Here is a 14,448-nt window from a genome sequence, read left to right as displayed (position 1 = left end):
TCGCCGGGACCACATTGTTGCGGCGGGCGCAACGGTCAGCCGATGATCTCATCCACGGTCAAGGGCCGCGCGGGAAAGCGCACACGGAACGGGGCGACCGCATCGGGATCACATCCCTGCGCGGCGGCAATCCGACGCACCAGCGCATGTTCGCAGGACCGCCCCTGACACAGGCCCATGCCGATCCGGCAGCGATGCTTGACCGCCGAAGCGTCAGCCATGGGCGAGAGCCGGGCCATAGTTGCCTCGACCTGCGCCACGGAAATATCCTCGCATCGGCACAGCAGCGTTTCGGGCGTCGCCTGCGGCCAGACATCGCGCGGATCGGCCACCGCGCGCAGCAGGTCGATGAAGGGTTGCAGCCTTGCGCGCCTTGCCTGCGCGCGGGCCATATCGGAGGCAGGCTGCGCGCCTGCATCCAGCGCTATCGCGATCCCCGCAATCTCGCCCTCGGCCATGGCGGCATCCGCGCCCGCAACGCCGGTGGTTTCGCCCGCGACATAAAGCCCCGGCACCGAGGAGCGCATCGCCCCATCACACAAGGTTTCCCACCCGCCCGCAGGTCGCGCCCAGCGCACCGCCGCGCCGACCTGACGCGGCAGATCCGATTGGGGCAGGAAGCCATAGGACACAGCCGCCACCTGCGCCGCGATACGGTGGGTCCGGCCACGCCACGCATAATCAACCGCCTCCAGCCGCCCATCGCCGGTAAAGCCGATAGGCCGCGCGCCCATCATCAGGGGCACCCCCGCCAAGCGCAGACGCGCCATGGCCGCCCCCGCCGCAATCAAAGGGCTGGGCGCGAACATCGCCCCCGCCAGATGGGGCAGGGCCGCGCGCATCGTCCGGCCATAGGTCTGCGGCATCAGCACCGCCGCGACCTCGGCCCCGGCGTCCAGAATTTGCATGGCCAGCACCAGCAGCAAGGGATGGCTGCCCAGCAGGACAATGGGCTGGCCCGCCACCAACTGCTGCGATTTGAGCATGGTCTGCACCGCGCCCGCGCTCATCACGCCGGGCAGGGTCCAGCCCGGCATCGCCACCGGCATGTCATAACAGCCCGCCGCGATCAGCACCCGCCGCGCCAGCAGCGTGCCGCCATGCGCACCCGAGAGCGTAAGACGGAAATGATCGGCAATCCGCTCGATCCCGGCCACGCTGGTGCTTCCCCGCCAGTCGAGCCGCGTGTCCGCCTCGGTCTGGGCGAGCAGGTGGCGCAGCGGGCGATAGAGGCGGCCCGCCATCCATCCTTTGACCGCAAAAGCGGCAGGGGGCTGGCGCAGGATCTGGCCTCCGGGCCGGGCCTGCTCGTCGATCATGGTGGTGGACAGGCCCGCAGCCAGCGTTTGCCGTGCGGCGGCCTGTCCGGCGGGGCCGCCGCCGATGATGGCGATGTCGATCATAGCGGCACCTCATGCGTGGCAATGCGCAGGCCATCCTCCACCGGGGTCAGGCAGGCGCGACGGCGGCGCCATCCGTCCTCCATGGCGATCCAGACGAAACATTCGCTGCATGTACCCATGTTGCACAACAGGCCGCGCGGGGCGCCGGATCGGTCGTCGCGCATCCGGTAGATTTCGGTTGCGACCATGGCGGCGGCCAACGTTTCGCCTGGGTGGGCCGGGATCATCGCGCCATCGATCTCGACGGTTATGGGGGCGGGGCGGGTCACGCCATCGACGATCCGGCTCATGACGGCACCACAAAGGCGTTGAGATGAGCAAAGCGGGCGGCGCTGAACAGGGCGATTTCCTCGGGCATGGCGCGCTCGATAATGCTGCGCGCCAACATCCGCGCCAGCAGCGGCCCCAGCGTGAACATCGACCCGCCCGCCGCGACATGGAGGCCGGGCGCGGCGGGGACTTCGCCCACAATGGGCAATTGATCGGCGGAAATGCACGTCATGCCGGTCCAGCTGCGGATCAGGCTGCGCCCGCGCAGACACGGCATGACGCCCGCCGCAACCGCCAGATTGGCGCGCAGGTTGTCGGGCACCAGATGGGGCGGCGCGTCCAGATCGGGCAGGCCGTCGGCCATCTTCTGTGGGGCCGAGGCCCAGCCGCCGCCGATCACCATATTGCCGTCATCTGTCTGCTTCATCGACAGCCGTTTGCCGACATGCTGGATCAGATAGGGCAGAAAGGGCGCGGTACGATCGGTCACGCTCATCATCAGAGGCGCCAGATAGAGCGGGATGTTCAGCCCCATGCGCGCCGCGATCCGTGCGGTCCAATGGCCGGTGGCCAGAATGACGTGACGCGCGCGGGCGGTGGCGATCTGGCCGGATTGTTCGATGGTGGCCTGCCAATGATCGCCATCGCGGCGCAGGTCGAGCAGGCGGCTCTGCGTTTCTATGCTCGCGCCTGATGACTTCGCGGCATCGGCGAAGGCATCGGCCAGAATGCGCGGATTGGCGTGGCCTTCCTGCGCCAGCCATGCCGCGCCGCAGATATGGGGGGCAAGGCGCGGCACCAGATCGCGCGCCTCTGCGCCCGACAGCAATTGCGTAGGTAGGCCCAGTTCGTTTTCGCGTGCCACCTTGAGGGAAAGCAGCGCCAGATCCGCCTCATTTTCGGCCAGCATCAGCCCGCCATGCATGTGAATGTCGAGCGGGCGGCCAAGCTGATCCTCCAGCCCCGCCCATTCCTCGATCGCCAGACGGTTGAGGCGGACGATATCGCCGCCCTGCGCATGGGCCGTACCGCCCGGTTCGAGAAAGCGCCGCTCGATCTGGAAATGCAGCGAACCTGCGTTCTGGCCCGAGGCGCCCGCATTGATGCCCCGCGCCTCAATCAGGCGCGGGGCAAGACCGGCGCGGGCCAGATGCCACGCCGCCGCGCAGCCCAGCAGGCCGCCGCCGATGATCAGGACTTCATGCGTCATGGATCACAGGATTTGCAGCTTTCGCAGCGTTTGGGCAATCTCTTCGCGCGCGGCATCGGTGATAGGTAGCAAAGGCGCGCGCACCGGCCCGCCGGGCAGACCCTGCGCATCGAGCGCGGCCTTGAGGATCGCCGGGCCGGAACCGAAGCGCCCCACCAGTTCGGGCGTGTACCATTCGCGCATCAGCACGCGGTCCTTGGCCCCGCAGGCGCGCGCACCTTCCAGATCGCCCGCCCAGAAGGCATCGTAAAAGCCCGGCTGATAGCGCCCCAGCACACCGCCCGCGCCCATCGTGCCATCGCCGCCATGCACGCGCAGCATCGTCAGCCCGATCTCGTTCATCGGAAAGCCGAACACGCGCACCTGATCCTTGAGCGCAAAGAAGGTCTCGACAAAGCGCTCGAAAGAGGAGGAGGATTGCTTGATCGCCACCACGCCCTCGATGTCGGCAAGGCGCGAGAGCAGGGGCAGATCCATGTCGATGCCCGTGCCCGGCGGCCAGTTATAGATGCAGATGGGCAGGTCGATGGCCGCGCTGACCGTTTCATAAAAGCCGACGATTTCATCGGCGCGCGGGCGAATGTAGGGCGGGGGCGTCAACAGCACGCCGTCAAATCCGGCCTGCGCCGCATGGCGGGCAAAGGCGATGCTCTCAGTCGCGGTAAAGCTGGAGCAGCCCGCGATCAGGGGCAGCTTGCCCTTCATCTGGGCGCCGGTCAGGGCAAACAGGCGGGCGCGTTCGGCTGCGCTCATGCTGGTCCATTCGCCTGTGGTTCCGGCCAGAACCAGCCCATGCATGCCTTCGCCGTGCAGCCATTCCAACAGGCGGCCAAGACCCGCCTCATCCAGCCCGCCATCGGCGGAAAAGGGAGTTGTGATGGCGGGAAGATAGCCCTGCCAGTTCACTCGATCACGCTTGATACTTGCCATTCATGCCTCGTTTTCATCCGAAAAAGCGATGCGAATGACCGCTTTGCCCGGCGGGGGACGGCCTGATCTGGCATTCCCCATATGCGCAGGCAATGGCGCTCTTTTGTCAAAGTTGTTGCGTTGAGCGCAAACTTGGGCAAGCTGATGCCGGGTTTGCAAAGAATGATAGGGGGCTTGCCGAATGTCGGAAACGGGTTTGCGCTATCTGTTTGAGGCGCTCAACGCAGGCTCGATGCGCGCGGCCAGTGACCGGCTCAATGTCGCGGCCTCCTCGATCAGCCGTCAGATCGCGCAACTGGAGGAAAGCTATGGCCTTGCCCTGATCGAGAAGGGGCGGCGCGGGGTGCGGCTGACTCATGCGGGCGAAATCGTCATCGCCCATTACCGCAACCAGGTGGCCGACCGCGAGGCTCTGCGCGCCAAGCTGGAGGAATTGCGCTCGGTAAAAAGCGGCCATGCCGTGCTGGCCGTGGGTGAAGGCTTTCTGGGCAGCGGTTTTACCGACATGATCGCCAGTTTTACCGCCGCCAATCCCCAGATCCATCTCGACCTCTCGGTCAATTCATCGCAGCAGATCGTGCGACAGGTGCTCGATGACGAGGCGCATCTGGGGCTGGTGTTTCAGACGCCGCATGACATCAAGATCCATGTCCGCTCGGTGATCGCCCAGCCTCTGATGGCGATTGTTGCCGCGGGTCATCCGCTGGCGGGGCAGACCAGCGTGTCGCTGGCCGATCTGGCGCGCCATCCTTTGTGCCTTTCACCGCGCCATTTCGGCCTGCGCCAGATTTTGGCCGGGGCGGAGCTGCGCCACAACACCTATCTCGAACCGGTCATCACCACCAATTCGATCCATATGATGCGCGAAACCGTGCGGCGGGGGGCGGCGGTGACGATCCTGCCGCAATTGTCGGTGTGGAGCGAGCTGGAAAGCGGCGAGTTGACCAGTATCGCGATTGCCGATGATGCGATGGAGGATGCCACGATCAGCCTGATCCTGCGCGCGGGGCGGCAATTGGAGGGCGCGCCCGCCCGCCTGCTCAAAATGGTGGAGGCGCAGTTGCGCCAGTGGAACCGCCCCTTGCGCGTGGCCGAGGTCTGATCGTTGCGTCTGTGGCAACATAATCCCGCATTGCCTAGCATTGAATGCAGCGTTGAATGCGGCAAATTCTGCCATTCCCACGCAATTCCCACAGGCTGGATAAACCATGGATGATCCCGAAGGCGTCGAGGTCGCGGCTTTTCGCCGGGCCGACGCGCTGCTTTTGCTGCCCTTTGTCTGGCAACTGGGCCTTGCGCCATGGGCCAATGGCATCGTGTGGCGCCCGTTTGGCCTTCCTTTCCCGATGGTCTGGCAAATGGCGGGAATAATGTTCGCCACCTTTGTGCTGGCCCTGCGCTACTGGCTGGATCGCAAGCCATGATCCGCATGATGATCCTGCTGATCGTGCTGGGCACGACGATCGGCGCGATGGCCTATGGCCGCGCCAAAACCCGCAGCAAGTCGCTGGAGGACTGGGCGCTGGGCGGGCGGCGGATGGGGACACTGGTGTTCTGGTTCCTTAATGCCGGTGAGATTTACACGACCTTTGCGGTGCTGGGCATTTCGGGCTTTGCCTGGGCCTATGGCGCGCCAGCCTATCTGGCGTTCACCTCGGTTTCGCTGTCGGCGGCGGTGGGCTATTGGCTGACGCCGCGCATTCATGCCTATGGGCGGCGGCATGGGCTGATTACTCAGGCCGATTTCTTTGCCCATCGCTATCAATCGCGCTGGCTGGGCATGGTGGTGGCCTGCGCGGGGCTGATCGCGTTGACGGTCTATATCCAGATACAGGTGACCGCGCTGACCTTCATCGTGCGTCTGGTGGCCGGGCCGGTGATCGGGGGCACATGGGCGGCGGTGATCGCGGTGGCGGTGATGCTGGCCTTTGTGTTTTTGGCGGGTCTGCGCTCGGCGGCTTTTGCCGCCGGGGTCAAGGATGTGCTGATGCTGATCGTGGTGGCGGTGCTGGCTTTTGGCGTGGCCGGGATGGTGGGCGCGTCGTCGATGCTCGACGTGTTCGCGCGGGTTCAGGATCTTTATCCCGCCGCCACCCGTTTCCCCGGCTTACAGCCCCACGCCGGGCTCAGTCTGGTGTGGCTGAGCACCTCGGCGATCAATGTGGCGATCGGCACCTATATCTTCCCGCATATGTTCCAACTGTGCTTTTCGGCGGGCAGCAGCGATACGATCCGCCGCAATACCGTGCTTCAGCCGATCTATTCGCTGTCCTATTTCTTCATCATCCTGCTCGGCTTTGCCGCCTTGCTGGCGGGCACGCGGCCCGAGGGCGGGGATCTTAACGCGCTGTTGCTGACTTTTGTGGTCCAGCATTGTCCCGTCTGGCTGATTGGCCTGTTCGCGGGCACGGCCAGCCTGTTGGCGCTGGTGCCGGGTTCGGTGCTGATGCTGACTTGCGGGTCGATTTTCGCGCGAAATATCGTGCGGCCGGTTTGGCGGAACATGGACGACCGGCGCGAATTGCTGGTGTCGCGCTGCTCGATGGTGGGCTTTGCGGGGGCGGCCCTGTGGCTGGCGTTGGGGGCCAGCGCCTCGCTGGTCGAGGTGGGCCTGTCGGCCTATGCGGCCATCGGCATGTTGGTGCCGGGGGTGTATCTTGCCTTTATCACGCGGCGGGTTTCGGGTCTGGCGGTGATGGCCGGGCTGATCGCGGGCTATGCCGTGCTGTGGGTGCCGATGATCGGCAAGGCGCTGGCGGGGGTTTTCGTTGAATGGGAAATCGGACTGGTGGCGGTGCTGTGCAATTTGACGGTGACGTTGGTCGCCATGATGGTTCTGCCTTCGGCGGGCGATGGGGCGAAATAATACCGGTATAGGAAAGGCCGCCATCCCGCCGGTTTCACGCAATCCCAAGGCTGATTTCCGGGCGATTGGATCATTCGAATTTGATCTGAAATTGCCCCGAAGGTTGCGAGAAACCATAGCCATAAGCGATAGCTTATCAGTATAATAACCGGCTGATCGCTTGCTTTTAAATGGGAGTGACACGACTGCTGGCGCCAACTTGCATAGGCAGATGCAAGAAAAGATCCGAATTTACGGGAGATTTAAAATGCGCTTTCGGTCAAAGCTGCGTCTTGCGCTCATTTCGGCCGCCTCGATCGCGATTTCGGGTATCGGCTTCACTCCGCAAGGCGCGCTGGCCGCGGCAAAACCGGCGCATCATCCCAATGTTCTGCTGATTGTGCTTGACGATGTCGGCCTGGACACAACCAGTGATGCCTATCCGGGCCTCATAGAAAGTCTTTCTCGCCAATATGGTCCGCAAGGCCGCAATGATCCTGATTATCACCTTATCAACGGCAGGCCCGCCTCGACCCCGGTTCTTAACCGTTTTGCCGCGCAAGGATTGGCATTCCGTGAGGCATGGGCGCACCCGTTCTGCTCGCCCACCCGCGCCTCCATGCTCACCGGCCTCAATGCCAACAAAACCGGGGTGCGCGATTACACCAATTATCTGACCCAGCATCATCATTCGCTGGCCCAGGATTTGAAGACCGCAGGATACAGTACGGCCATTTTTGGCAAATGGCATATGGCCGGTCTCAATCAATATCCCGGCCTGAAGCCCAAGGAGGCATCGTTCGATCTGTTTCGGGGCAATCTGAATGGCGCGATTAACGACTATTGGGATTACGATTACCAGATACAGGATGAGACCACGCCACCCGACAAATGGCGCTCTGAAAAGGCGCCTACGCGTGCTTTGCCGGGGATCGCGCCAACGACATATGCTCCCGTCACCAAAGTGTCGGATGCAATTGGCTGGATGAAGCAGCAACAGAGTGCGGGCAAGCCGTGGTTTGCCTGGTTTGCCTTCAATCTTTCACATATCACTGCAGGACAAAGTCATCCGCCAACCTTTGTTCCCAATGCCGACATGCTGGACAAGGCCAGTCAGGATGAAATGAAAGCCTGCGGCGGGCAATTCGGCACGACGAATTTGGGCAATTGCTCGGCGCCAGCGCTCAACCGGGCGATGACAAATTCGATGGATACCGCCGTCGGCAAGCTGCTCGATGCGCTCAAGAACATCGACCCCAACACCTATGTCATCATCCTTGGTGACAATGGGACGCCGATGTACGGCAAGCCCAATATCAATTTTATCGACAATATGTATATCAAGCGCGACCATCGCGGCAAAGGAACCGGCTATGAAAGCGGGATGCGGGTGCCGGTACTGATCCGGGGGCCGGGCATCAAGCAAGGCGTAAGTGATGCGGTGGTCCATACCACCGATCTTTTCTCCACCGTTCTCGATCTTGCCCACGTGACTATTCCCAAAACAGTTTCGAACCGCGATGGAACTGGACAGGTTGCGCTCGATTCCCGTTCCTTGGCTCCCATTCTTTTCGGTCGTGACAAGAATGTTCGTGATCCTGTTCACGACTACATCATATCCGAAACAGCCATTCCATCGATCTCGCCCGAAGGGCTTCCGGGGCCTGCGCTTGAGCAGCAGGTGGCGGTGAAAAACGCGACGTTCAAGGTGCTGTGTATCCAGAAGACCGGCAAGGTGAATTGCGAATTCTATAATCTGGTGCGTGATCCAATCGAGGAGTATCCTCTTAAGGCCCCATCCTCCTGTCCCGCGACTGTCAGGGTAACCTTCTCGGCCGGCGACGAGGCAGCCAATTACTGTTTCCTGCGTCAGGCTGTTCATATCCAGTCGGGTTTGTAAGCAGCCATGCCGCGTTCGTCCTTCTACGCTTCGCGCCCGCAAAGGCTGACCATTTCAGTGATGGCGCGCCTGAAGCCATTTATGCAGCGCCGCTTGGCCAAGGCTGCGCTGCTGTCATTGATCCTTCCCGCAACAGCTCTGGCCGCGCCCGCTGAGCCGGGCTGGCAGGCTTATCCCAAAAGCCCGAATGCTCCGTCGGGGGCGCCCAACGTCTTGCTTATCCTTGCCGATGACGTGGGCTTTGGCGCTTCTTCCACCTTTGGCGGCGCAGTGCCGACGCCCACATTCGACGCTCTGGCCATGCAAGGCTTGCGCTACAACGCGTTTCACACGACGGCCATGTGTTCGCCCACACGGGCGGCTCTGCTCACCGGTCGCAACCACCATGCGGTTGCCAGCGGTTCCATCGCGGATGTCTCGCTCGATGATGCGGGTTACACGTCGGTCATTCCCAAAAGTGCAGGAATGATAAGCCGTGTTTTGAAGATGAATGGCTATGACACAGCCTTTTTCGGCAAGAATCATAATACGCCCGTATGGGAAAACGGTCCTTTGGGACCGTTCGACAATTGGCCCAACGCATGGGGTTTTGACTATTTCTATGGATTTAACGCCCCTTATGCCGACCAGTTCAATCCTGCACTGATTGAAAACCGCAATCCGGTAAGGCCGCCAAGCGAGCCGGGCTATATCCTCGACCGTGATCTGGCCGACCATGCCATCCATTGGATCAACATGCAGCGCAACCTGCATCCTGATCACCCTTTCTTTGCCTATCTGGCCACCGGGTCCATGCATGCGCCGCATATGGCGCCTGCCGATTGGATCGCCCGTTTCAAGGGCAGGTTCGATCAGGGGTGGGACAAGCTGCGTGAGGAAACTTTCGCCCGGCAGAAAGCCATGGGGATCATTCCCCAAAGCGCTGTTTTCAATCCCCGTCCCGACGGGGTTCCTGCGTGGGATGATCTCAGCCCCGACATGAAGCGCACCTATGCCAGAATGATAGAGGTTGCCGCCGCCCAATTGGCCTATTTCGATGCGCAGACTGGCCGGATTATCGAGGCCCTGCGCGTATCGGGCCAGCTTGATAACACTCTTGTGGTCTATATTCAGGGCGATAATGGCGCGAGCATGGAAGATTATCGCGGCTCCAGCCAGGAATTGTTGACCATCGCAGGCATAGAGACAAGCGATGCCGACATGGTGCGTGATGCCGCTCAGCATGGCGGACCTGCCTCTTTCGGCAATTACCCTGCTGGCTGGGCCTGGGCCACGAATGCTCCCTTCCAATGGGGCAAGCGGGTCGCTTCGCATCTGGGCGGATTGCGCGATGGCATGGTCATCAGTTGGCCTGCCAGGATCAAGCAGCCGGGACAGATACGCGGGCAATTCACGCATGTCACCGATATTGCCCCAACCATTTATGAAGCCGCAGGGATCAAGGCCCCAACCTCGATCGACGGTGTCCGGCAACAGCCTATCGAGGGAGTGAGCATGGTCTATACGTTCGACCATGCTGATGCCGCCACGCGACACCGCGAGCAATATTTCGAGATGCTGGGCAATCGGGCCTATTACAAGGATGGCTGGATGGCATCCACGCTTCCCGGCAACATGCCGTGGACCGCGGCGGGGGCCGTTGATCCCGGGACCTTCAAGTGGGCACTCTACGATTTGAATAAGGACTGGTCGCAATCGCGGGATGTATCGACCCTGTTTCCCGGGAAGCTGGCCGAGTTGAAGGCCGATTTTGATCGAGCCGCAAAGAAATACCATGTCTATCCCCTCGATGCCAAATTGATGGCGCGAATGGACCCGGCTCTTCGTCCCTCCCTGATCGGAAATCGGACCAGCTTTCACTATGAGCCGGGCGATACGCGTTATCCGGCATCGTCCTTTCCCGTGACGGGGCCTGGCTGGACAATCTCGGCTACCGTCGGCGTGGCAGGAAGGCGGGAGGGTGGTCCAATTCTGGTTCAGGGTGACCACTTCGGGGGGCAGGCGCTGCTGCTCGATGATGGCCGCCCAGCCTATATTTACAACGCCGGGGACGGCAGGAATTTCGTTGTTCTGCGCGGCCGACAACCGCTAAATGCCGGAACACACCGGATCGAGGTCCGATTTGCCGCTGCAGCGGGAAGCACCACCTTGCAGTTGAGCGTGGATGGCCTGCAGGTCGATCAAGCCCAAACCTCGCTCAAGGTGCGCGGTCGCGGAGATGCCTATGTCGGTCGCAACAGCATCGCGCCCTTCAGCTATAATCCGGCTCTGCCGACGATTCCTGCATCTTGCGACTGCAACATTCAGACGCTGAAGATCGAGATGCAGAGCAAAGTGAAATAGAGGGAATTTCCAGCGATTTGATCAATCCCTCATCCGCCATTTGCGCGATGAGGGATTGGCAGAATTACCTTTGTTGCCGGGCCGATGGCCGTCACACTTCGGGCGAACCAATTTGCTCCGATGCGGCAACCGCATTACGGAAAAACGCTATCATCTTTTGCAAATGCGGTTCTTGCTCACTCACTGAGCTGATAAGCACGCTGTTCCAATGCCCAATCGGTGAACTGATGATAGCGGCGCGGCCGTCGGCCAGATGTCGCTCCATATGCCCCATGAACAACAGGCCAATGCCCCGTCCTTCGACGACCCAGTCTCCCAGCGTTTCGGGAAACTGTGATCGCGCGACCACATTTTGCGGTATAATGCCGTTTTCCGCCAGCGTGCGCTCGATCGCGTTCCCCATCTCCGTATCTTTTTTGGGCAGCAAAAAGGGAAGCTCATTCAACGGAGTCCCGTCACGCGCCTGTTGCGCCAAGGCCGGAGATGCAAAGAGATAGGTGCCCGAGCTTCCCAGGATGATTGACCGCAGCCTGTTATCCGAGGCAGGCGCGTAACCTCGATAAATGCCGAAGTGACTTTTGCGTGAGGAAACTTTCGCGATGATATCCGGAGTTTTTTCAACAACGTCGAATTCAATGTCGATATTGGGGTTCTCTTCCAGAAACGCCGGCAAGGCAGGCATGATAGTTTGCCTTAGCATATAGTTTCTGACGGAAACATCGAACCGGACCTTTCCGCCCTCTATGCTTTGGGGCGCGTCCTTCGCCCGAAAGGCCTTGGCGGCGTCGAGCGCAGCCTTGGCCTGTTCAAGCAGCGCCTTGCCGGCCGGGGCCAGGGTTGGTGTGCTGCCCCGGTGACGCTCGAAAACGGGATATCCCAATTCCTTTTCCAAAAGAAGAATGTGGTTGCTCAGTCCTGCCTGGCTCATGTCAAGGCGGTCAGCCGTCTTGCGAAAGTTGCAATCTACGGCAGCTTCCACAAATACCTCCAATCGCCTGAGCGTTGGCATGCCTCTCCCCCCCCAACCAATAACCTTTTACTTGATGGTCCGATAACATGTTGCCCCGTTGCTGTTCAAGCCTTTGCTACGCAAGAGTATGTGCAGATGAGGGGAATGCGACCTTTTGGCAGCCCAACGAATAGACACGCTGGCTTTCGCGGTCCGCAATGCTTCCTCCTCCTCAACAACAAATTCAAGTGAATTTCTAGCCAGGTAAACTTGGCAGATCTGGGGGCAGGGATGATCTATCGGCGTCTTAAAAAGGCGATCAAAGGCGGGGTCGGGATGGCTATGGCGATTGGCCTTGTTGCCAATCCGGCGTTTGTGGTGCCCGCTGCCGCTGCGCGCACGCCCGGCGATTTCAGGAATTACCCGCAGCAGCCCAGCGCTCCGGCACAGGCGCCCAATGTGCTGCTGATCATGACCGATGATGTCGGCTTTTCTGCCTCAACCTCGTTCGGCGGCGTTATCCCGACGCCAACTTTTGACAGCCTTGCGCTGACCGGCCTGCGCTACAATGCGTTTCATACCACGGCCATGTGCTCGCCTACTCGCGCCGCCTTGCTGACCGGTCGCAATCACCATGCGGTGGGATCGGGCGCGATCAGCAACCTTGCCACCGATCAGGTCGGCTATACATCGGTCATTCCCGATAGCGCGGCCACCATCGGCCGCGTTCTTCAGCTCAATGGCTATGACACGGCCTGGGTGGGCAAAAATCACAATACTCCAGTGTGGGAGACCGGGCCTGCGGGGCCGTTCAACCATTGGCCCAATGCCATGGGCTTCGATTACTTCTATGGTTTCAATGCCGCGATGGCAGACCAGTTTTCTCCCGAGTTGGTCGAGAACCGTAATCCGATAGATCCACCGGCCAGGGATCCCGGCTACAATCTGGATCGCGACCTTGCCGACCATCTTCTTCACTGGATGCAGATCCATCATACGGTTCGCGGCGCCCGCCCGTTTTTTGCCTATTGGGCGCCCGGCACTTTGCACTCACCTCATCAGGTCAGCGCGGATTGGATTGCGCGGTTCAAAGGCCAGTTTGCAATGGGCTGGGACAAGCTGCGCGAGCAGACATTTGAAAGACAAAAACAGCTTGGCATCATCCCGGCCGATGCGGTTCTGACACCGCGGCCCGAGGCCATGCCTGCCTGGGACAGCCTGACGAAGGATGAACAAAGCGCCGCATCCCGCATGATGGAAGTGGCCGCGGCACAGCTCGCCCAAAGCGATTACCAGATTGGTCGGGTAATCGATTGGCTGAAGAAAAGCGGTCAGTTTGATAACACGCTGATCATTTTCATTCAGGGCGACAACGGCGCAAGCGATGAAAGCATCAACGGCGCCAACAACGAAATGGCAAGCCTGAACGGCATTGAACCGACATACAGGGAACTTGAGCGCAATATCGAGAGCCATGGCGGACCATTTGCGTTCGGCAACTATCCGGCGCCATGGGCATGGGCAACCAACACGCCTTTTCAGTGGGGCAAGGAGATCGCCTCGCATCTGGGAGGCCTGCGCGACGCCCTCGCGATCAGCTGGCCAGCCCGGATCCGGTCCACAGGGCTGCGCACGCAATTTGCCCATGTCATCGATATTGCGCCCACCATTTACGAGGCCGCCGGTATCAAGCCGCCGCTTTCCGTGGACGGCGTGAAACAGCAGCAGATCGACGGCACCAGCCTGCTTTACTCCTTCAACGACCCGGCTGCGCCAAGCCGCCACACCGAGCAATATTTCGAGATGCTTGGTAATCGCGCCTATTACAGCAATGGTTGGCTGGCTTCCACCACCCCTGTTGTGGCTCCATGGGATCGTCATCATGCGGCGGTCGATCCATACAAGTTTCATTGGGAACTGTATGATCTTAACAAGGACTATTCGCAGGGAACCGATGTTGCCGCGCAATTTCCGGCCAAATTGGCCGAGTTGAAGAAAAAGTTTGATAAGGCGGCAACCCTTAATCACGTCTATCCGCTTGGCGCCGATCTGATGACGCGCTTTGCGCCCTCGAACCGACCCGATCTGCTGGCCGGGCTCAACCATTTTACCTATTATCCGGGCGATACCCGCTATCCTTCCAACAGTTTTCCAGGCCTGCAGAAGGGATGGTCCGCAACCGCCCATGTCACTGTTGGCAGCAGTCAGGCACGAGGACCCCTCCTTATTACGGGCGACCTTTTTGGCGGCTATGGGCTGACGATCGAAAACGGTTTTCCCGTGTTCCTCTACAATCCCACAGGCCGGGAGCAGGAGCGCGTCGAATTGACGGGGCAATTGCCGCTCGCGGCCGGCTCTCACGATATTTCGGTACGCTTTGAGCCGCACCCTGCGGGCGGCGCGCAGGCGGTAAATCTGATCCTGTCGGTTGACGGCAAACAGGTCGACGCCCGCCAGCTTTCAAAACTCTTCCGCGTTTTCGGGAACACCTATGTGGGCCGCAAAGGGTTGGGTGAATTGATGCCCGGTTCACGCGTGGAAGCGCTTGTCGATGCAACCCTTCAATCGGTTGATGTCGATCTCAAAAAATAACTAACC

11 protein-coding genes are annotated in these 14,448 nt (G+C 60.7%); 6 read left to right on the top strand and 5 right to left on the bottom strand.

Annotated features, from left to right (window positions below; all coding sequences use genetic code 11):
• Positions 1–35 precede the first annotated feature (35 nt).
• From FHW92_RS00145 to FHW92_RS00130, 4 genes are read right to left on the bottom strand one after another with little or no spacing between them, the layout of a single operon-like run.
• On the bottom strand, positions 36–1,403 hold the full coding sequence (locus FHW92_RS00145) for an FAD-dependent oxidoreductase (RefSeq protein ID WP_168601218.1): 1,368 nt from the start codon (positions 1,401–1,403) through the stop codon (positions 36–38).
• Positions 1,400–1,693, bottom strand: a complete 294-nt coding sequence (locus FHW92_RS00140) for a (2Fe-2S)-binding protein (protein WP_168601217.1) — start codon at positions 1,691–1,693, stop codon at positions 1,400–1,402. The genes FHW92_RS00145 and FHW92_RS00140 overlap by 4 nt, the downstream gene beginning before the upstream one ends.
• Positions 1,690–2,883 (bottom strand): FAD-dependent oxidoreductase, encoded by a 1,194-nt coding sequence (locus tag FHW92_RS00135; protein WP_168601216.1) that lies wholly within the window; start codon positions 2,881–2,883, stop codon positions 1,690–1,692. Before FHW92_RS00135 ends, FHW92_RS00140 begins: the two co-directional genes overlap by 4 nt.
• A 3-nt stretch (positions 2,884–2,886) precedes the next feature.
• Positions 2,887–3,813 carry a dihydrodipicolinate synthase family protein gene (locus tag FHW92_RS00130; RefSeq protein ID WP_168601215.1) on the bottom strand — a complete coding sequence of 309 codons (927 nt, stop codon included), beginning with the start codon at positions 3,811–3,813 and terminating at the stop codon, positions 2,887–2,889.
• A 181-nt stretch (positions 3,814–3,994) separates the two neighbouring features.
• Between FHW92_RS00130 and FHW92_RS00125 the strand changes: the two genes are divergently transcribed.
• The 5 genes from FHW92_RS00125 to FHW92_RS00105 all read left to right on the top strand — a co-directional run bounded on the left by FHW92_RS00125 (position 3,995) and on the right by FHW92_RS00105 (position 10,901).
• The gene (locus FHW92_RS00125; protein WP_246869839.1) at positions 3,995–4,915 is read left to right on the top strand and encodes a LysR family transcriptional regulator; all 921 of its coding nucleotides are present in this window, start codon (positions 3,995–3,997) and stop codon (positions 4,913–4,915) included.
• A gap of 106 nt (positions 4,916–5,021) precedes the next feature.
• On the top strand, positions 5,022–5,237 hold the full coding sequence (locus FHW92_RS00120; protein ID WP_168601214.1) for a DUF3311 domain-containing protein: 216 nt from the start codon (positions 5,022–5,024) through the stop codon (positions 5,235–5,237).
• Positions 5,234–6,679: a sodium:solute symporter family protein gene (locus FHW92_RS00115; RefSeq protein ID WP_168601213.1), complete on the top strand. Its 1,446-nt coding sequence runs from the start codon at positions 5,234–5,236 to the stop codon at positions 6,677–6,679. Before FHW92_RS00120 ends, FHW92_RS00115 begins: the two co-directional genes overlap by 4 nt.
• A 211-nt stretch (positions 6,680–6,890) precedes the next feature.
• The gene (locus tag FHW92_RS00110; protein WP_168601212.1) at positions 6,891–8,558 is read left to right on the top strand and encodes a sulfatase-like hydrolase/transferase; all 1,668 of its coding nucleotides are present in this window, start codon (positions 6,891–6,893) and stop codon (positions 8,556–8,558) included.
• Between the two features lie 6 nt (positions 8,559–8,564).
• Positions 8,565–10,901, top strand: coding sequence for an arylsulfatase (locus tag FHW92_RS00105; RefSeq protein WP_168601211.1), 2,337 nt, complete (start codon positions 8,565–8,567; stop codon positions 10,899–10,901).
• A gap of 91 nt (positions 10,902–10,992) precedes the next feature.
• Here the strand turns inward: FHW92_RS00105 and FHW92_RS00100 are convergent, their stop codons facing one another.
• Positions 10,993–11,910, bottom strand: a complete 918-nt coding sequence (locus FHW92_RS00100; protein ID WP_168601210.1) for a LysR family transcriptional regulator — start codon at positions 11,908–11,910, stop codon at positions 10,993–10,995.
• Positions 11,911–12,192: 282 nt separating this feature from the next.
• Between FHW92_RS00100 and FHW92_RS00095 the strand changes: the two genes are divergently transcribed.
• Positions 12,193–14,442 carry an arylsulfatase gene (locus tag FHW92_RS00095; RefSeq protein WP_168601209.1) on the top strand — a complete coding sequence of 750 codons (2,250 nt, stop codon included), beginning with the start codon at positions 12,193–12,195 and terminating at the stop codon, positions 14,440–14,442.
• Positions 14,443–14,448: the final 6 nt, after the last annotated feature.

This window comes from Novosphingobium sp. SG707 (assembly GCF_012275515.1).
Taxonomy (GTDB): Bacteria; Pseudomonadota; Alphaproteobacteria; order Sphingomonadales; family Sphingomonadaceae; genus Novosphingobium.
This window is presented reverse-complemented; position numbering and strand designations above follow the sequence as displayed.